This is a genomic window from Flavobacterium sp. HNIBRBA15423 (assembly GCF_052655965.1).
This window is the reverse complement of the sequence record NZ_CP199751.1, coordinates 2,134,954-2,148,175: the sequence shown is the minus strand read 5'-3', so window position 1 is coordinate 2,148,175 and position 13,222 is coordinate 2,134,954. Positions and strand designations below refer to the sequence as shown.

The following is a 13,222-nucleotide window of genomic DNA, read 5'->3' as shown; positions in this document are numbered from 1 at the left end:
ATTGAAAGAATGAAAATTACATTTTACGGTCACGCTTGTTTAGGTATCCAAATAAACGATGTAAATATTTTAGTGGATCCGTTTATTTCTGGAAATCCCAAGGCTTCTCATATAGACGTAAATTCGCTTAAAGCAGATTTTATTTTATTGACGCACGCTCATCAAGATCATACTTTAGATGTAGAGACGATTGCTAAACGTACTGATGCAATTATTGTTTCTAATTTTGAAATTACGGAGTATTATGGCAATAAAGGCTTCTCTTTTCATCCAATGAATCTTGGAGGAAGTTGGGATTTTGAATTTGGAACAGTTAAATATGTAAATGCAATTCACACTTCTTCTTTTCCAGATGGAATTTATGGTGGACAGCCAGGAGGATTTGTAATTGAAGGTGAGCACAAAAACATTTATATCGCTGGTGATACAGCATTAACAATGGATATGAAATTAATACCCATGCGAACAAAATTAGATTTAGCAATTTTACCTATTGGAAGCAATTTCACAATGGATGTAGATGATGCTATTATTGCATCTGATTTTGTACAATGTGATAAAGTGCTGGGTTGTCATTTTGATACTTTTGGTTACATAGAAATAAATCATGATGAAGCGAAACGTAAATTCTTTGATAAAAACAAAGATTTGATGCTTTTAGAAATAGGAGAAAGTATTGAGTTATAACACAAATTCATAATAAATTCAATTTTAACTATTCATATTACACTTGAATTTAGTTATTAATTGTATTGCTATTAAAAAATGGAAGCAACCTTCAAAAAATATACTCTTAATTTTAAAAGACCAAGTGGAACTTCTCGTGGTATTTTAACGGAGAAAGAAACTTGGTTTTTAATCTTGGAAGAAAATAATAAAATTGGAATAGGTGAGTGCGGAATTTTAAGAACACTTTCTATTGATGACCGACCAGATTATGAAGAAAAACTGCAATGGGTTTGTGCTAATATTCATTTAGGGAAAGACGCTTTATGGGAAGCACTTTTAGAGTTTCCTTCTATTCAATTTGGTGTAGAGATGGCTTTCCTTTCTTTAACTTCAAAAACCCCTTTTAATCTGTTTCCGTCCGACTTTACTTTAGGTAAAAAAAATATAGAAATTAATGGCTTGGTTTGGATGGGTGAAGCCCAATTTATGAAGCAACAAATTGAAGAGAAAATAGCACAAGGTTTTCGCTGTATTAAATTGAAAATTGGAGCTATAGATTTTGAAAAAGAATTGGCATTATTACATTTTATTCGTCAGCATTTTGATGAAAAGACTATTGAAATTAGAGTAGATGCTAATGGTGCTTTTGCTTTAAATGAAGCTTTAAGTAAATTATATCAATTATCTGAATATAAAATACATAGTATTGAACAACCTATTCAAAAAAGCAATACTGACAGTATGGCAGAACTCTGTAAAAAGACCTCTTTTCCTATTGCTTTAGATGAAGAACTTATTGGTGTGTTTGGAATTGAAAATAAGACGAATTTGCTGCAAAAAATCCAACCACAATACATCATTTTAAAGCCAAGTTTAGTAGGTGGTTTTAGAGGAACTTTAGAATGGATTTCAGTAGCTGATGAATTAAATATTAAATGGTGGATTACATCTGCTTTAGAAAGTAATATTGGGCTAAATGCCATTACACAATTTACCTATACTTTGCAAAATACTTTACCTCAAGGTTTAGGAACAGGAGGATTATATACCAATAATTTTGATTGTCCATTAGAGATTCAAAAAGGTCAGATTTGTTATAATCCTGAAAAGGATTGGAACATTCAAATATTGGCATAAAAAAAGCCAACAACTGTTGACTCTTTTATTATTTCGCATTGTAATAGTTTATACTATTTTTTATTTCTCAGTTTCAATTTCGACTTCTGTTTTTTTATCTCCATCTTTAGTAGAAAATTCAACTCCATCATTGTCGATGCTTAATGAAGTTCCGTTTTCTTCTTTAGGAGGCGTTTCTTTTTCGATTACAATTGTTTCCGTCTTTTCAATCACTATAGGCTCTTCTTTTTGTTCTTTACAGCTTACACTAGCTAAAATAACTAAAGAAGCAATAATTACTGTTACTTGTTTCATAATATTTGTATTTAAAATTATAGGTGCAATTTAGGTTGCCTTTAGAGTTTATACATTATGCTATTCTAATATAGTTTTATATAATTACCATTTTATAAATACTAAAAAACCTTTAGTTACTGTTATATATAAAAGTAGCTTATTATGGATAGAAGAATAAAACGATTTGTTGTACTCTTATCAATTGGAATTTTTGGATTATTACTATTTGGAATAATATCTTTTATAAAAGCTATTAAGAAAGAAAGAGGTTGTGATTTTGCAAATATCGATAATGTGGAAATATATGCTAAAATTGATATTCCTAAAATTGAAAGTTCAGATTGTAGCTATAATGTGAGTTTGAATAGAAAAACAGTTTATTTTAAATTAAAAGAATTAACAGCAGCTACTTATATTAAAAAAAATAAGTTGAAGCAATCTAATCAATTAAAAGAAATAGATTTTGAAAAAATGAAATTTTTTCTTGGAGATATTACAGCTATAAAAGTAAATAAAGAGGCTATTTATTATAAAACAATTCAGAATAAAAAGAGTTCAAGTTTTGTTGTTTATTGTTCAGAGACTAATGAGATTTGGGTTCTTATTGATTATAAAGATTAATTAGAATAGTGTATTTTTGTATTTTAACAAATGAATTAAAAATGTTTCGATTAAAACTACCTACAGACCCAAGATGGGCAAATATAGCAGAAGGAAATCTAGAAGAAATTCTAACTGATCATGCTTGGTGTGAGCAAAAAGCAGCTTCTAATGCTATTATGCTAATTACCATGTTGCCTGAGTTTACAGAAATAACAACTGAATTGATCAAAATTGCGAAGGAAGAACTAGATCATTTTGAGCAAGTTCACGAAATTATAAAAGCTAGAGGTTGGGTTTTAGGTCGTGAACGAAAAGATAGTTATGTAAACGATTTGTTTAAGTTTATGAAACCAGGAAATCGAAAACATATCATTGTGGAACGAATGCTTTTTGCTGCTATGATTGAAGCAAGAAGTTGCGAACGATTTAAAGTGCTTTCTGATAATATAAAAGACCAAGAATTAGCTACTTTTTATCGCGAATTAATGATTAGTGAAGCCAATCATTATACTGCTTTCTTACAATTTGCTCATGATCTAGCCGAAAAAGGTTACGATGTTAAAAAACGTTGGGAAGAATGGTTAGAACATGAAGCTAAAGTAATTGCTAGTTATGGTAATAGCGAAGCAATACATGGGTAGTTTCTGTTATGCTGAACTTGTTTTAGCATCTTGTTGTTGGTAATACATTTTCAGATAAAAGATTCCGAAACAAGTTAGGAGTGATAAACTGAAAACTGCTTCACTGACCACTATTCTTCAACTCAATCCATTTGCTCATAAATTTTGTACTTTGAAGCGTTTGATGTTGGAAAATTTGTCCAAGAAAATTGCAGTTTCTATGTTGGTTTAGATTTTCTAGTAAATTATTTACTTTGGCAATAAAATCAGTTTCAAATAAAGATTTTTCAAAACATTGGTTAATTAGTTTTATGCCGTTTTCTTGCGATTTTTTCCAAAACATTTCATTTTTATATAACTCTATAGCTTTTTCAATAAATTCTTCATCTGTTGATGTTATAAAACCATTCCAATCTAAATTATCAGACATAGCTTCAGCACCCATTAAAGTAGTAACATTGGGTAAACCAAAACGCATACTTTCTAATAGTTTTCCTTTTAAACCAGCACCATAAGGAATGGGAGCAAGTAATACTTTGGAAGTGTTAAAAACTTCTTCAACACTTTCAGCACGACCTTTTACAAGGAAACCTTCTTTTTGATTATGCAATTGTTGGGCTTTCTCAGAAATATATGAACCGTAAATGTGTAATTCAGCCTCAGGAAGGGCTTTTTTAATAGATTTCCAGTGTTTTTTTAGTTGCAATACTGTTTGCCAATTCGGTTCGTGTAAAAAGTTGCCTATGCTTACAAAATGCTTTCTATCAGAAAAAGCAGAATAATTGTTTAAACACTCATTTGAAATTGGGTCAACCAAAAAAGGAATATAATGTAAAATGGAAGGATTAATTTTAAATGTGTGTGTTAATAATTCCATTTCGTATTCTGAAATTAGTAAGCTTAAATCGCACCGATAAATTGCAGCTAATTCTCTTTTGAAAATATCTGAAAGATAATCTTGAAAAGTCAATGTTCTGGCTTGCTTAAAAGCTGTTTCTCTTGCTTTTCTGAGAAAATGTAGGTCTTCAGTGTCTAATATTCGTATGGCATTGGGACAATTTTCAGCAACTCTCCAACCATATTGTTCTTCTATCATAAAGCGATCAAATAAAACAATTGAAGGATTTAATTGGGTAATTAAAGCATCAAAACTGTTGTTATTTAACTTTATATGATGCGTGGTAATATTTTGATTTTCTAATGGATAAGAAAAATCAGATTTACTAGCAGAAGATAGAAATGTAATTTTGTAATTCACTTTTTGGAACAACGTTATAAGTTGAAGCATTCTACTTCCAGCAGCAGTAGAAGTTGGTTCTGGCCAAACAGTTCCTATAATTACTAAATGATTTTGCATGTAACAAAGATAAAATTAAGAATCAATAATTTTGACTTGGAATTTGGAATTTAATGTTTGAAATTTGAAGGAATTATATTTATAAAAAAAATTGAATGAAATCTTTTTTTACTTATTGTCCCAATTGTCAGTCTACTCATTTTATTTTTGAAAATAATTTCCGTTTTCATTGTCAAGATTGTGATTTTACTTATTATCATAATATTGCCGCAGCTGTAGCAATTGTCTTTACATTTGAAGATAAGGTATTATTTACAGTTCGTAATGTTGATCCAGACAGAGGGAAATTAGATTTACCAGGTGGATTTATTGATCCCAATGAAACTGCGGAAGAAGCATCTTGTAGAGAAATAAAAGAAGAATTGGGGTTAAATTTATTTCCAAAAGATTTAAAATACATTACTACTTCACCTAATAATTATTTGTATAAAAATGTTCCCTATCGGACAATGGATATTTTTTATGAATGTAATTTAGAATCTGATAGTATTTCTGTAGTGGCTAAAGATGAAATTCAAGAATTAGTTTGGATAAAGCGTTCAGAAATTGATTTGAATAAGATAGGTTTTGTTTCTATAAGAAAAGTAATTGGAAATTATTATTTGTATGATTAAAATTACTTTTACTTGTTTTATGTAACTTTTTTAGGTTTTGATAATGAAGAGCCAATGCCTGTAAAAGTTTCTTATTTAGAAGGTTCAGAACATATTTTATCAGTCAATTAAAATATGACATGGTGGAAAAGAATAAAAGTTTAATTGAAGAAAACAATATGGTACAGTTTCAAATTTTTCAGACAGTCTCATTTTATAAATTTAGGTTAAGTTTTTTTCTTTTTAAAACTTTATGCACAATTATGAAAACCATTTGGCATAGGTCTATAAGAATAGTATTGTAATACTTCTTCAATGGCAAATTGTAAAGCTTTATTTATAGGTAATATTAAATTTCCTAATTTAAAATCTATTTGTGAAAGATTCATGTAATAATCTGTAAAAATGGGAACTGAAAGACCATTATTAATTTCTTCATTTGATTTTTCAAAAGCTTCTTTTTGTCCCTCTTTAATAATTTTACATGTAGCTAAACGATATTGTCCATATTTATCTTTATTAGCACCAAAACCAAATAACCTACATATTAAACCTCTATATTTATAATCATTACAACTTCCTGTGTTTTTATCCATAATCGATAACGGAGCATAAATAAAACAGGTTGCTTTTTTGTTTTTTTGCAGTTTGTTTAAAACTTCCTGTGCAGTTCCATTTAAATAGAGATGAAATGCCCATGGCAAAAACTCCAGAGGAGAGGCATCTATTTCAGGATTTGTGCAGCATTTTCCACAACCAGCTACACAACTTAACTTAGTATGTTTTTGAAAGCTTATAATTTCTAATTCAAGTTTAGAAAATAATGCTTCCACTAATAGCACTCGCTTTTCTATAGACATATTTTTTATGCAAGGTACGTTTAAAAGCAGGTTATAAATATTTTTTTATGAAAGTTTTAGATATTGATTTTAATTAATCGAATCTGTTTTTTGTATTACAGTTGGTTTAGGAATAACAACTGGTGTTGCAACAATTTTTGGTTTATTATTTTTATCTTTAACTGGAATTAAAATTTCTGTAATAAACTCAGAAGGTTTAGTCGTGTTTGAACGGTCTTTTTTATGAATTTCAGTAATTTTATAATCTTTATCTAAAATATACTCTTCATTTTGTTCTATAAATGCTAAGGCTTTTGTCCAAACTTCTTTTCTGTGACTATAACTTCCTTTCAAGGTTATTTTTAAAGCACTATATTCTTCTTGATAATGACCAGTAATATCGCTTAATGGTGTGGTTAAGATTTCTTCCTCTATTGGAATACAAGCAGCAAAATATAATGGTTCATCGTTAATGTTCCAAGATGCAAATTGAATAAAGGCATCTCCATTAATAACAATATCATTTTGTTTTACAAATTTTTGTAAGTTCTGTAAAGCATTGTTACTTCTTATAGGAAACTCCGTTAAACTACAAGAATCTTTTTGTTGAATATAATAACTGGCATGACTGTTAACAACTCCATTGATTAAAATATTAAAATTACTTATTTCGTTAATTAAGTATTCATTAATATTTTCAAGTCCGTGTTCTATTTTTGAAGTAAACATAAACTCGTTACCACCTTTTAAGAATGAAAGTAATTTTTCATTAAAAGTTAAACTTCCTTTTATTCCCCAAATTACTTTTGTTTCTCCTTTTTCTTCATGAAATTTCCAATACAAGTTGTACTTTTTATCTCCTTCTTGTTCCAATTGGTAAATAGAATCAGTGCCAAAAAGTTGTGTAGTTGTTATTTTAGTTGCATCCCAATTTATGAATGCTCCTTCTCCATAAGTAATTTCAGAAAGTGAGGTTTTTGTATTTGAATTTAATTCAGGATACCAACTATTCCAATTTTTATAATCATTAATATATTGAAAAATAGTGTTTTTAGAGCTAGCAATTGTTTTTTCACTTTTGTAATTAAACTCATTAGGTTGAGTGGCAATAAATACAATGAAAGCGATAGATAATAGTAATAAAAGTAGAAAAATATATTTTGCTATTCTCATTTTTTTGGCAAATTAGGGTTTTCCAAATATATAAAATTAATCCTTTAAATAGAATTTTATGAAAAATAATAAGCCTATAAATAATAGAAAGCCAAATAGTATCCAATAAATGCCTTTATATTGAGATTTTAACTCTTTTAAATCTTTACGATATACATATATCATGACAAAAATAAAAGCAATAACGAAAAATATAGCAAAATACCATTGACCTGTTGAAAACATGATTATAATTTTTTTACAAAAGTAAGAAATGAAACAAGCATTTAAATAAATTTACTGGAATAAAATAGTGTAAAAATGAAAAAACAATTAGAAGCAGTTGCTTTATTTCACAAAACCTATAATTTAGGAATTAGTCATGAAGTAAAAGCAGCTATAAGTGAGCAAAAAAAGCAACTTCGTTATGATTTAATGAAAGAAGAAAATGAAGAATATTTTGAAGCAGCTCAAAAGAATGATATAGTAGAAATAGCAGATGCTCTAGGCGATATGTTATACATTTTATGTGGAACTATTTTAGAACATGGTTTGCAATATAAGATTGAAGAAGTTTTTGACGAAATTCAAAGAAGTAATATGAGTAAACTAGGAGAAGACGGAAAACCAATCTATAGAGAAGATGGAAAGGTAATGAAAGGGCCTAATTATTTTAAACCTAATTTTGAGCCTATATTGAAATAAAGGCAATATTTTCAAAACTACTATAAAAAAGAAGCGATTTTCAAAATGAAAATCGCTTTTTATCATTAAACTTTAAACACTGAACACTAAATCTTCACTGTCCATCCAAAAGTATCTTCGTCTATTTTATATTGAATATTGTTTAGTTTCTCTTTTAATTCTAAAGCTAAAGGATTGTCTAATTTTGGTAATTCATAGTAAGTATCTTTATATTCAAAGCCTACTATAGGATTTATTACAGCAGCAGTTCCTGCTCCAAAAATTTCTTGTAAAGTTCCATTTTTTGCAGCAGCAACAAGTTCGTCTACAAGAACAGATCGCACTTCTACATTTACATTTTCTCTTTTTGCTAAATCAATAATGCTTTTTCTTGTAATTCCATCCAGAATTCTTTCACTTGTAGGGGCTGTGTATAAAGTATCATTAATTCTAAAGAAAACATTCATGGTTCCAGCTTCTTCCAATTTGGTATGAGTAGCATCGTCTGTCCAAATGATTTGTTGATAACCTTTTTCATTTGCTAGTTTTGTTGGATAAAATTGAGCTGAATAATTTCCAGCAGCTTTTGCAGCTCCAATTCCTCCATTAGCAGCTCTACTAAAATGTTCTGCAATTAGAACCTTAACTTCACCAGAATAATATGATTTTGCTGGAGAAAGAATAATCATAAAACGGTAATAAACAGCAGGAGCAGCAACAACACCTTTACCGGTAGCAATCATAAACGGTCTTATGTATAAGGAATTACCTTTTCCTTTTTTTACCCATTCTTTTTCTATTTCCAATAATTGCTTTAAACCGCCCATGAAAACTTCTTCAGGAACTTCTGGCATTGCCATTCTAACAGCACTTTTGTTAAAACGTTGGTAGTTTTGATCTGGTCTAAAAAGCCAAACTGCATCATTCTCATCTTTAAAAGCCTTCATTCCTTCAAAAATGGCTTGACCATAATGAAATACTTTTGCAGAAGGATCTATCATAAATGGAGCATAAGGTTCTATAGATGGTTTTTTCCAAACCCCGTTTTCATAATCACAAACCAACATGTGATCAGTAAAAGTATTTCCGAAACTTAATTTTTCAAAATCAACTTCATTAATCTTTGATACAGAAGCTAGTTTTATATCGATATCTGCTATAGTTTTAATTTCCATTTTTTAGTTGTTTATCTAGATTTATTAAAAAAAAACCAAAGGAATCTGCACCTTATGGATTTTCGTTGCAAATTTAACAAAAAAAGATTTGTTCTTTAATAATGTTAAAGAAAATAAATAATGATATTATCAGCAAAAAAATTTTATTTTTAAACAATTAATTTATTTTTGTAATAAATAAAATTTAATAATGATGAAAAAAATATTTTTTGTTGCAGCCTTAACACTATTACTAGTAAGTTGCCAAGATAAAAAACAAACGGAAGTTGTAGTAGAAGAGACGCAAAATGAGAATCCTTATGCTTCTTTTGGTGATTCAATTGTTTCAGAAGGAGCTTTATCTTCAACTGAAATGATGCAAAAATTTGAGACATTAAAAGAGGGTGATACTTTAGATGTTAAATTTAAATCTTCAATTAATAGTGTATGTAAGAAAAAAGGTTGTTGGATGACTTTAGATTTAACAAATGAAAAAGAAACTTTTGTAAAATTTAAAGATTATGCTTTTTTTGTTCCTAAAAATGCTGAAGAAAAAGAAGTTATTGTAAATGGGAAAGCTTTTGTGAGTATCGAAAGTGTAGCAGATTTACAACATTATGCTAAAGATGCTGGAAAATCTAAAGAAGCTATAGATAGTATTACTGAGCCTAAAGTAACTTATTCTTTCCTAGCAGATGGAGTTTTAATTGCTAAATAATGAAGAATTATCTTTTACTATTTGTTATTGTCTTTTATTTCGGCTGTAACCAAAAAGAAGAAAATGCTGAGGTTGGGCTAGAAAATACAGAATTTGACATGTATGAATTCTCTGAAATGGCAGGATTAATGGAGCAAATGTATGCTGAAAACAAAAAAATAAAAGAAAGTATTGAAAAAGGGGAATCAATTGGGAAGTTTCCAAACTATTTTTCAACTATTTATGAAGCCGAGTTAACCGATAAAAATGATAGAGATACTTTTTTTAATGAACAGGCAAAAATATTTATTGAAGCACAGCAAATGATATATGAGGATAATAAAGATGTTAAAGATCATTTTAACCGTGCAATTGATGCATGTATTCAATGTCATCAACAAAAATGTTTAGGTCCAATTCCAAAAATAAAGAAATTGTACATAAAATAAATAAGACAAAGAGTTTAGGATTTTCTTAAACTCTTTTCGTTTTAAACTAATTCTATTATGAAAAGAGAAATTATAACTACTAATGACGGTTCTTCTAGTATTTTTTTACCAGAATGGAACGAGAGTTATCACTCTAAATTTGGAGCTATTCAAGAAGCTAAACATGTTTTTATAAAGAATGGACTAGATTTGTTTCATAAGGAAGATAGTATTTCTATTTTAGAAATAGGTTTTGGCACAGGTTTAAATGCATTTATAACTTTACTTGAAGCAGAAAAAAGAAAGCAAAAAACAAATTATGTTGGAGTAGAGGCTTATCCTGTTTCATTAGAAGAAATTAAGCTGTTGAATTACCCAAATCAATTAGAAGCTATGGAAAAAAACGATTTGTTTATTAAAATGCATCAAACAGATTGGGAAATGGAGCATTTGATATCAAATTATTTTATAATTAAAAAGAGAGAACAATTTTTTAATACTATAACAGATGAAAATGCATTTGATTTAATTTATTTTGATGTTTTTGGATTTCGTGTGCAGCCCGAGTTATGGACAGAAGAAATATTTCAAAAAATGTTTAATGCTTTAAATCCAGAAGGAATATTAGTAACTTATGCTTGTAGAACAGTTATTAAAAATGCTATGCTTGCGGCTGGCTTTACTGTTGAAAAATTACCAGGAGCACCCGGTAAACGAGAAATGTTGCGTGCAAAAAAAGTCTAATTCCGTATAAATAACTGATAATTAAGTAGTTGTGGTTTTGGATTTTAAATTTAGTATAATATTAGCAATATTTTCACATTTCATAACGTTCTAATATTAAAAAAAAAGAGTATATTTACATTAAGTTCTTATACCAGAGTCTAACAAATATTAATTGAATTAGAATGACTAGATCGATGTATTCCTATTCAAAATCTATACTTGAAAGAGTAAGTTTTGATCCAAAACTATTTTGTAAAGAGTTAGAAAAAGCAATAAAAATATTATTGCCTTATGAAATTGACCAATTAAGAGATTGGTTAATACAATTTACTGAAGAAAAACCAGAATTGAGGCAGTGTTTAATTTACATAAACTAAAATAAAAGGAGCAATTTGCTCCTTTTTTTATTTTTTAGCTTTTGGGCTTATTATTTCTACATCATGGAAAGCAATTGCACCTCTTATAACTCCTGCAATTGTATCTCTTAAAGCTTCAATTATATGTATTTTTAGTTCACTTTTTGGATAAATTAGACTAACTTCCCTAGATGGCTTAGGATTTTTAAATTGTCTAAGTTTAAATTTGTTTTTATCATTTAAATCTAAACTGTGTAAATAAGGTAATAAAGTTGTTCCCAAACCTTCATCAGCTAATTTAATTAATGTTTCAAAACTTCCACTTTCAATTTGAAAATGATTTTCATTTAGATAAGCATTGTTCTTACAAAGATTTACTATTCCATTTTTAAAGCAATGTCCATCTTGAAGTAAAAGAATATGGTCTAAATCTAAATCACTAACTTCAATTTCTTTTTTATCAAAACTTTTATGATTATCTGGAATGTATGCTACAAAAGGTTCATAATATAAAACTATTTCTTTAATATTTTCCTCTTCAAGTGGTGTAGCAGCGATAGCACAGTCTAAATGACCATTTTTAAGTTTTTGGATAATATCTTCTGTTGTATTCTCTTCAATTACAAGATTTACTTTAGGGTATTTAGTAATAAAATTATTAAGAAACATAGGTAACAAAGTTGGCATTATAGTTGGAATAATTCCCACTTTAAATTCTCCTCCTACATAACCTTTTTGTTGGTCTACAATATCTTTTATTCTTCCTGCTTCATTTACTATATTTTTAGCTTGGTTGACAATTTTATGACCTATTTCTGTTAATAAAATTGGTTTTTTACTTCTATCAAAAATTAAAATATCTAATTCGTCTTCTAATTTCTGAATTTGCATGCTTAAAGTAGGTTGTGTAACAAAACATTTTTCAGCTGCCAGAGTAAAATTTTTATGCTCAGCTACAGCTAAAACATAATATAATTGCGTAATAGTCATTGTATAAGTATTTTTGATAAAAATATAAAAACTATCAATTTGATTTATAATAAATTTGATTTTTTTTGGAATAAATTTGACAAAAATTAAACTATTAAAATTATAATCATGGAAATTAATGCATTAGGATTATCAATCAAAGATTCAGAAAAAGGAATAGAAAAGTTAAATATCTTATTATCTAATTTTCAAATTTATTATCAAAATTTAAGAGGTTTACACTGGAATATTAGAGGAAAGCGCTTTTTTGATTTGCATGTTAAATTTGAAGAGATGTATAATGATAGTCAGTTAAAAATTGATTTAATAGCAGAGCGAGTACTTACTTTAGGAGGTAGACCAATGCATACTTTTGCTGAATATATTGAGAATAACAGCTTGAAAATTGGGAAAAATATTTCAAAAGATACAGAAGCTATCCAATTAATAGTAGATTCACTTAGTAAATTATTAGAAATTGAAAGAATAATTTTAAATGAATCTGCTGAAAATAATGATGAAGGGACAAATGCAATGATGAGTGACTTTATAAAAGAACAAGAGAAAACGATTTGGATGATGCATGCTTGGATGGAAGAATAAATTAAAAATTATATAAATTTTAAGAAATCATACTTAAAATCATTTTATATTTGCTTTATGAATTTTTTGAGTAAAATAGTTTTATTTTTTTTCATTACATTTTTGATAACACCTACTATTATTAGTGTTGTTAATCAGGATGTAGATATTTCTTCTTTCTATAATCTTTCAGAGGAAGAGGAAAAGAATGGAAGTAGTATATCATTTGAAGAAATAAAACTAATTGCAAAAACGGATTCATATTTTCTTTTCTATTATTCAAGAATAAAATTTGGAGTTTTTAACTTGCAAGATGATTTAATTATATGCAATTATAAAGCGTCTATATTTATTCCACCTCCAGATTTAATTTAAGAAAC

18 protein-coding genes are annotated in these 13,222 nt (G+C 28.1%); 12 read left to right on the top strand and 6 right to left on the bottom strand.

What is annotated here, in order from left to right; translation table 11 throughout:
* The first annotated feature begins 9 nt into the window (after positions 1-9).
* Positions 10-687, top strand: a complete 678-nt coding sequence (locus ACULEV_RS09860) for a metal-dependent hydrolase (RefSeq protein WP_445458503.1) — start codon at positions 10-12, stop codon at positions 685-687.
* A gap of 78 nt (positions 688-765) precedes the next feature.
* Positions 766-1,806, top strand: coding sequence for an o-succinylbenzoate synthase (locus ACULEV_RS09855; protein WP_445458502.1), 1,041 nt, complete (start codon positions 766-768; stop codon positions 1,804-1,806).
* A gap of 60 nt (positions 1,807-1,866) precedes the next feature.
* Here ACULEV_RS09855 and ACULEV_RS09850 read toward each other — a convergent pair whose 3' ends face one another.
* Complete coding sequence (locus ACULEV_RS09850; RefSeq protein ID WP_445458501.1) at positions 1,867-2,100, bottom strand: hypothetical protein; 234 nt, start codon at positions 2,098-2,100, stop codon at positions 1,867-1,869.
* A gap of 144 nt (positions 2,101-2,244) precedes the next feature.
* Between ACULEV_RS09850 and ACULEV_RS09845 the strand changes: the two genes are divergently transcribed.
* On the top strand, positions 2,245-2,703 hold the full coding sequence (locus ACULEV_RS09845) for a hypothetical protein (protein WP_445458500.1): 459 nt from the start codon (positions 2,245-2,247) through the stop codon (positions 2,701-2,703).
* Between the two features lie 41 nt (positions 2,704-2,744).
* Positions 2,745-3,326 (top strand): tRNA-(ms[2]io[6]A)-hydroxylase, encoded by a 582-nt coding sequence (locus ACULEV_RS09840; RefSeq protein ID WP_445458499.1) that lies wholly within the window; start codon positions 2,745-2,747, stop codon positions 3,324-3,326.
* A 100-nt stretch (positions 3,327-3,426) separates the two neighbouring features.
* Here ACULEV_RS09840 and ACULEV_RS09835 read toward each other — a convergent pair whose 3' ends face one another.
* Entirely contained in the window at positions 3,427-4,662 is a 1,236-nt protein-coding gene (locus ACULEV_RS09835) for a glycosyltransferase (protein WP_445458498.1), read from the bottom strand.
* A 95-nt stretch (positions 4,663-4,757) separates the two neighbouring features.
* On the opposite strand from ACULEV_RS09835, the gene ACULEV_RS09830 reads away from it, so the two are divergent.
* The gene (locus tag ACULEV_RS09830) at positions 4,758-5,276 is read left to right on the top strand and encodes an NUDIX domain-containing protein (RefSeq protein WP_445458497.1); all 519 of its coding nucleotides are present in this window, start codon (positions 4,758-4,760) and stop codon (positions 5,274-5,276) included.
* Between the two features lie 230 nt (positions 5,277-5,506).
* Here the strand turns inward: ACULEV_RS09830 and ACULEV_RS09825 are convergent, their stop codons facing one another.
* Together ACULEV_RS09825 and ACULEV_RS09820 are read right to left on the bottom strand one after the other, a co-directional pair.
* On the bottom strand, positions 5,507-6,115 hold the full coding sequence (locus tag ACULEV_RS09825) for a YkgJ family cysteine cluster protein (protein WP_445458496.1): 609 nt from the start codon (positions 6,113-6,115) through the stop codon (positions 5,507-5,509).
* A 69-nt stretch (positions 6,116-6,184) separates the two neighbouring features.
* Positions 6,185-7,267, bottom strand: a complete 1,083-nt coding sequence (locus ACULEV_RS09820) for a hypothetical protein (protein ID WP_445458495.1) — start codon at positions 7,265-7,267, stop codon at positions 6,185-6,187.
* A gap of 300 nt (positions 7,268-7,567) precedes the next feature.
* Here ACULEV_RS09820 and ACULEV_RS09815 point away from each other — a divergent pair, with 300 nt between their 5' ends.
* Positions 7,568-7,951 carry a hypothetical protein gene (locus ACULEV_RS09815; protein ID WP_445458494.1) on the top strand — a complete coding sequence of 128 codons (384 nt, stop codon included), beginning with the start codon at positions 7,568-7,570 and terminating at the stop codon, positions 7,949-7,951.
* 86 nt (positions 7,952-8,037) lie between these two features.
* On the opposite strand, the gene ACULEV_RS09810 is transcribed toward ACULEV_RS09815, so the two are convergent.
* The gene (locus ACULEV_RS09810; protein WP_445458493.1) at positions 8,038-9,105 is read right to left on the bottom strand and encodes a branched-chain amino acid aminotransferase; all 1,068 of its coding nucleotides are present in this window, start codon (positions 9,103-9,105) and stop codon (positions 8,038-8,040) included.
* A 193-nt stretch (positions 9,106-9,298) separates the two neighbouring features.
* Here ACULEV_RS09810 and ACULEV_RS09805 point away from each other — a divergent pair, with 193 nt between their 5' ends.
* The 4 genes from ACULEV_RS09805 (at position 9,299) to ACULEV_RS09790 (ending at position 11,312) form a co-directional block, all read left to right on the top strand.
* Positions 9,299-9,802 (top strand): DUF4920 domain-containing protein, encoded by a 504-nt coding sequence (locus ACULEV_RS09805; RefSeq protein WP_445458492.1) that lies wholly within the window; start codon positions 9,299-9,301, stop codon positions 9,800-9,802.
* Positions 9,802-10,230 (top strand): hypothetical protein, encoded by a 429-nt coding sequence (locus ACULEV_RS09800; RefSeq protein WP_445458491.1) that lies wholly within the window; start codon positions 9,802-9,804, stop codon positions 10,228-10,230. The genes ACULEV_RS09805 and ACULEV_RS09800 overlap by 1 nt, the downstream gene beginning before the upstream one ends.
* A 57-nt stretch (positions 10,231-10,287) precedes the next feature.
* A complete protein-coding gene (gene mnmD, locus ACULEV_RS09795) occupies positions 10,288-10,953 on the top strand; it encodes a tRNA (5-methylaminomethyl-2-thiouridine)(34)-methyltransferase MnmD (protein WP_445458490.1) in 666 nt (221 codons plus the stop codon).
* 164 nt (positions 10,954-11,117) lie between these two features.
* Positions 11,118-11,312, top strand: a complete 195-nt coding sequence (locus ACULEV_RS09790) for a hypothetical protein (protein ID WP_445458489.1) — start codon at positions 11,118-11,120, stop codon at positions 11,310-11,312.
* A gap of 27 nt (positions 11,313-11,339) precedes the next feature.
* Here ACULEV_RS09790 and ACULEV_RS09785 read toward each other — a convergent pair whose 3' ends face one another.
* A complete protein-coding gene (locus ACULEV_RS09785; protein WP_445458488.1) occupies positions 11,340-12,281 on the bottom strand; it encodes a LysR substrate-binding domain-containing protein in 942 nt (313 codons plus the stop codon).
* A 108-nt stretch (positions 12,282-12,389) separates the two neighbouring features.
* Here ACULEV_RS09785 and ACULEV_RS09780 point away from each other — a divergent pair, with 108 nt between their 5' ends.
* Positions 12,390-12,863 carry a Dps family protein gene (locus tag ACULEV_RS09780; protein ID WP_445458487.1) on the top strand — a complete coding sequence of 158 codons (474 nt, stop codon included), beginning with the start codon at positions 12,390-12,392 and terminating at the stop codon, positions 12,861-12,863.
* A gap of 102 nt (positions 12,864-12,965) precedes the next feature.
* On the top strand, positions 12,966-13,217 hold the full coding sequence (locus tag ACULEV_RS09775) for a hypothetical protein (protein ID WP_445458486.1): 252 nt from the start codon (positions 12,966-12,968) through the stop codon (positions 13,215-13,217).
* Positions 13,218-13,222 lie beyond the last annotated feature (5 nt).

What these genes read in the sequence shown, in the direction of transcription:
- ACULEV_RS09850 (WP_445458501.1), bottom strand. Translation starts at nt 2,100, where the DNA reads ATGAAACAAGTAACAGTAATTATTGCTTCTTTAGTTATTTTAGCTAGT.
- ACULEV_RS09855 (WP_445458502.1), top strand. Translation starts at nt 766, where the DNA reads ATGGAAGCAACCTTCAAAAAATATACTCTTAATTTTAAAAGACCAAGT.
- ACULEV_RS09780 (WP_445458487.1), top strand. Translation starts at nt 12,390, where the DNA reads ATGGAAATTAATGCATTAGGATTATCAATCAAAGATTCAGAAAAAGGA.
- ACULEV_RS09805 (WP_445458492.1), top strand. Translation starts at nt 9,299, where the DNA reads ATGAAAAAAATATTTTTTGTTGCAGCCTTAACACTATTACTAGTAAGT.
- ACULEV_RS09785 (WP_445458488.1), bottom strand. Translation starts at nt 12,281, where the DNA reads ATGACTATTACGCAATTATATTATGTTTTAGCTGTAGCTGAGCATAAA.
- ACULEV_RS09845 (WP_445458500.1), top strand. Translation starts at nt 2,245, where the DNA reads ATGGATAGAAGAATAAAACGATTTGTTGTACTCTTATCAATTGGAATT.
- ACULEV_RS09800 (WP_445458491.1), top strand. Translation starts at nt 9,802, where the DNA reads ATGAAGAATTATCTTTTACTATTTGTTATTGTCTTTTATTTCGGCTGT.
- mnmD (WP_445458490.1), top strand. Translation starts at nt 10,288, where the DNA reads ATGAAAAGAGAAATTATAACTACTAATGACGGTTCTTCTAGTATTTTT.
- ACULEV_RS09790 (WP_445458489.1), top strand. Translation starts at nt 11,118, where the DNA reads ATGACTAGATCGATGTATTCCTATTCAAAATCTATACTTGAAAGAGTA.
- ACULEV_RS09820 (WP_445458495.1), bottom strand. Translation starts at nt 7,267, where the DNA reads ATGAGAATAGCAAAATATATTTTTCTACTTTTATTACTATTATCTATC.
- ACULEV_RS09810 (WP_445458493.1), bottom strand. Translation starts at nt 9,105, where the DNA reads ATGGAAATTAAAACTATAGCAGATATCGATATAAAACTAGCTTCTGTA.
- ACULEV_RS09815 (WP_445458494.1), top strand. Translation starts at nt 7,568, where the DNA reads ATGAAAAAACAATTAGAAGCAGTTGCTTTATTTCACAAAACCTATAAT.
- ACULEV_RS09835 (WP_445458498.1), bottom strand. Translation starts at nt 4,662, where the DNA reads ATGCAAAATCATTTAGTAATTATAGGAACTGTTTGGCCAGAACCAACT.
- ACULEV_RS09825 (WP_445458496.1), bottom strand. Translation starts at nt 6,115, where the DNA reads ATGTCTATAGAAAAGCGAGTGCTATTAGTGGAAGCATTATTTTCTAAA.
- ACULEV_RS09830 (WP_445458497.1), top strand. Translation starts at nt 4,758, where the DNA reads ATGAAATCTTTTTTTACTTATTGTCCCAATTGTCAGTCTACTCATTTT.
- ACULEV_RS09840 (WP_445458499.1), top strand. Translation starts at nt 2,745, where the DNA reads ATGTTTCGATTAAAACTACCTACAGACCCAAGATGGGCAAATATAGCA.
- ACULEV_RS09860 (WP_445458503.1), top strand. Translation starts at nt 10, where the DNA reads ATGAAAATTACATTTTACGGTCACGCTTGTTTAGGTATCCAAATAAAC.